Annotated in this window: 3 protein-coding genes; 2 read left to right on the plus strand and 1 reads right to left on the minus strand. The window is 63.8% G+C overall.

All coding sequences use genetic code 11. The annotated features are described in order from the left end of the window. Positions 1 to 562, plus strand: a 562-nt coding sequence (locus tag VFA16_RS15055) for an AMP-binding enzyme (RefSeq protein ID WP_414687730.1), incomplete at its 5' end; no start/stop codon positions are given. Here the strand turns inward: VFA16_RS15055 and VFA16_RS15060 are convergent. Beyond that, positions 549 to 1,994, minus strand: a complete 1,446-nt coding sequence (locus VFA16_RS15060; protein WP_324968592.1) for an aldehyde dehydrogenase family protein — start codon at positions 1,992 to 1,994, stop codon at positions 549 to 551. The genes VFA16_RS15055 and VFA16_RS15060 overlap by 14 nt on opposite strands. A 141-nt stretch (positions 1,995 to 2,135) precedes the next feature. On the opposite strand from VFA16_RS15060, the gene VFA16_RS15065 reads away from it, so the two are divergent. Next, positions 2,136 to 3,063: cytochrome P450 (locus tag VFA16_RS15065; protein ID WP_324968591.1), on the plus strand; the 928-nt coding region annotated here is incomplete at its 3' end.

The raw sequence follows: 3,063 nt of genomic DNA on the forward strand, positions 1-3,063 counted from the left end.
GTCGACCGGCAGGTTCAACCCCGGGCCCGATACCTGCGTGATCGCCGACGACCTCGGCAGCGTGCTCGAACCGGGTCACGACGGCATCGGCTGGCTCGCGCAGCGGGGCTACGTGCCTCTCGGCTACAAGGGCGATGCAGCCAAGACGGCCGCGACCTTCCCCGTCATCGACGGTGTGCGCTACGCGATACCGGGTGACCGAGCGCGCCACCTGGCCGACGGCTCTATCGAGTTGCTTGGCCGCGACTCGGTGTGCATCAACTCCGGTGGGGAAAAGATTTTCGTCGAAGAGGTCGAGACCGCGATCGCGTCTCATCCTGCGGTGGCCGACGTGGTGGTGGCCGGGCGACCCAGCGAGCGTTGGGGCCAGGAGGTGGTCGCCGTCGTGGCGCTGGCCGCTGGTGCTGAGGCCAGTGACCGGGAATTGATCGAGCACGCGGCAAAGTCGGTGGCGCGCTACAAACTGCCGAAAGCGGTCGTGTTCCGCCCAGCCATCGAGCGCAGCCCGTCCGGCAAGGCCGACTACCGCTGGGCCCGCGAGCAGGCGATCAGCGACGGCTAGCGGCCTTGAGCCGGTGGCGTACGCGCATACGCGCGACCCGCAGCGCAGCATTTGCTCCGAGCCGCAACGGCCTTCCGAACGGTGGGGCCGCGGTTCCGGTAATGCTGAACGGCAGGTCGTTGCCGACCACCGTCCGGTAGTGGCTGAATGTGTCGAAGCCGGCCTTGCCGTGGTAGGCCCCCATCCCGCTGCGACCCACTCCGCCGAACGGGGCGGCGGACGGAATCATCTGCGCGGCAAAGTCATTGCGGGCCACACCACCGCTACGCGTTTGGCGGACGAAGGCGCGGAAGTCGTCGTCATCAGGCCCGTACCAGTAGGCCACCAGCGGAGCGGGGCGCTGGTTGATGTAGTCGATCGCGTCGGCGAGCCGCGAATAACCTTTGACTGCCAAGACGGGACCAAAGATCTCCTCGTCGGCGATCTTCATGCGGTCGTCGATGTCGCGGACGATGGTCGGCGGGATCTTGCGGCTAGCGCGGTCGGGTAGCTGTTCACCCTGCGGGACAATGGCTTCGACAGTGGCGCCGTTGGCGCACGCGTCCTCGATCAGTCCAACCACTCTCTCGAAGTTGGCCTGGTTGACACTGGAGCAGTAGTCGTCATTCGAGACGATGCTCGGGAAAATGTCGCGCAGCGTCTGGCGCGCGACTTCGACAAACGCCTCAAGTTGGTCGTCGGGCACGAAAACATAGTCAGGGCAGACGCAGACCTGTCCCCCGTTGACCATGCGCGCCCGGGCGATGCGTGCTGCCGATCGGCGAATGTTTGCGTTCGGGGCGACTACCACCGGATTTTTCCCGCCCAGCTCCAGCGTCACGGGGACGAGATTCTGCGCAGCCGCCTGCTGCACCAACGAGCCCACCGACGGGGAGCCGGTGAAGAACAAGTGGTCGAACGGCAACGACGCGAATGCGGCGGCGACGTCGGGACCGCCGGTGACGACGTCTAGCTCGGTTGCGTCGAAGTAATTGGGTGCCGTCGACTTCATCAGCTCAGCGGTGTGTGCGGTGATCTCCGACATCTTGATGATCACCCGGTTGCCCGCGGCGAAAGCCGCCGACGCCGGCAATACCACAAGGTTGAGCGGAAAGTTCCACGGCCCGATGATCCCCACAACTCCAACCGGGCATGGCTGAACCTCGGCCCGCAGACCACACAGGCGCGCCGCGCGCATCAGTTTGGTCGGCCGCATCCATTTCGCGACATGCGATCTCGTGTGCTCGATGACCGAGATCATGCCGACGACTTCGGTGAACAACGACGCCGACTTGGACCGGGTTCCGTAATCGGCCGACATCGCGTCGACGAACGCGTCGGTGTTGTCCAGGACAAGCGCGAGCAACCGGTCGATGCGATCGCGCCGCACTGCGACACTGGGCGGCCCGTCGGCCATGAACGATCGTCGCTGTTGCTCCAGGCTCGCACGCATCGCTGAGCACTCCTGGCCCGAGGTGTCGACCCGTTCGCCCACCGGACTCATGGCTTCACAGCTTACGGCAACTGCGACGGTGTCGATATAGTCTACTGTAAGATTTACAGTACGATCATGCAGCCGATGCGGGGAGCAGCCGTGGATAGTCAACTGCAGGACGTCGCCGTCACCGACGACAAGCCCGCCGACTACATCCGCGACCCGTACCCGTACTTCGCCCAGAAGCGCGGCGATGCCGGCGTCTTCCACGGCACGGTCATGGACTATTCCAAGACCCCGGAGTCGCTTAGGCCGAAGAGATCATTCGCCGCGATGTCGTTCGACGCTGTCAACAAGGCGTTCCGCGACGGCCAGGTGTTCAGCTCGAAGATGTACGACACCACCATCGGCCTGTTCATGGGTCCGACCATCTTGGCGATGGAGGGTAAAAAGCACCGCGAGCACCGCAACCTGGTGTCGGCGGCGTTCAAGTCCAAAGCGCTGGCCCGCTGGGAACCCACCATCGTCCGGCCGATCTGCAACGCGTTGATCGACGAGTTCATCGAGGACGGCCGAGCGAACCTCGTCCGGCAGTACACGTTCGAGTTCCCCACCCGTGTCATCGCCAGCCTGTTGGGCTTGCCAGAAGAAGACCTGCCGATGTTCCACCGTCGCGCAGTGGAATTGGTCAGCTACACGGTTAAGTACGAACGCGCCTTCGAAGCATCGGCGGCGCTAAAAGACTACTTTCTCGAGCAAATCGAACTACGCAAATCCAAGCCCACCGAGGACATCATCGGCGATCTGGTGACCGCCGACATCAACGGCGAGAAGCTCAGCGACGAAGCGATCTATTCCTTCCTTCGGCTGCTGCTGCCGGCCGGGCTGGAAACCACCTACCGGTCATCGGGCAATCTGTTGTTCCTGTTGCTCACTCACCCTGAGCAATTCCAAGCGGTGCAGATGAACCGCGAGCTGATCCCGCCGGCGATCGAGGAGGGTCTGCGCTTGGAGACACCGCTGACCACGGTGCAACGGTTCACCACTGAAGACACCGAACTCGAAGGGGTCGAGATACCGGCACGCT

The organism is Mycobacterium sp. (genome assembly GCF_035653355.1).
In the GTDB taxonomy this organism is placed as follows: domain Bacteria; phylum Actinomycetota; class Actinomycetes; order Mycobacteriales; family Mycobacteriaceae; genus Mycobacterium.

Coding starts and splice junctions, on each gene's coding strand:
- VFA16_RS15060 (WP_324968592.1), bottom strand. CDS start 1,994: ATGCGTGCGAGCCTGGAGCAACAGCGACGATCGTTCATGGCCGACGGG.